1 protein-coding gene is annotated in these 711 nt (G+C 52.5%); it reads right to left on the reverse strand.

The window, feature by feature from the left end; translation table 11 throughout:
- The coding region (gene nrdB, locus WH277_RS00760) for a class Ia ribonucleoside-diphosphate reductase subunit beta (protein WP_339503809.1) at positions 1-711 on the reverse strand (711 nt) is incomplete at both ends.

The following is a 711-nucleotide window of genomic DNA, read 5'->3' on the forward strand; positions in this document are numbered from 1 at the left end:
CAATCTGACCGACCAGGTAAGAACTCACTTCCACTTCCTGCGGCGCGACCTGCACGTTATCGGAAACCAGCCAGGAGTTAATCCACGGAATCGGGTTCGAGCGTGTTTTAAACGGCAGATCCAGGCCGACGGCATTCATACGGATATTGGTGATGTACTCAATGTACTGCCACAGAATGTCTTTATTCAGGCCGATCATCGAACCGCCGCTGAACAGATATTCTGCCCACTCTTTCTCCTGCTCGGCTGCCAGCACAAACAGGTCGTAGCACTCCTGGCGGCACTCTTGGGCAATCTCTGCCATTTCCGGATCATCTTCACCGCTGCGCAGCAGGTTCAGCATATGCTGAGTACCGGTCAGGTGCAGGGCTTCATCACGTGCGATCAGCTTGATGATTTTGGCGTTGCCTTCCATCAGTTCACGTTCGGCAAAGGCGAACGAGCAGGCAAAGCTGACGTAGAAGCGGATAGCTTCCAGCGCATTCACGCTCATCAGACAGATATAGAGCTGCTTTTTCAGTGCACGCAGGCTGACGGTGACGGTTTTGCCATTCACTTCATGCGTACCTTCACCCAGCAGATGCCAGTAGCTGGTCATTTCGATCAGATCGTCGTAATAGCCGGAGATATCTTTGGCCCGCGACAGAATCTGCTCGTTAGTGACGATGTCGTCAAACACCAGCGAGGGATCGTTAACGATATTACGAATGA

The organism is Erwinia sp. MYb416 (assembly GCF_037479575.1).
Classification (GTDB): Bacteria; Pseudomonadota; Gammaproteobacteria; order Enterobacterales; family Enterobacteriaceae; genus Erwinia; species Erwinia rhapontici.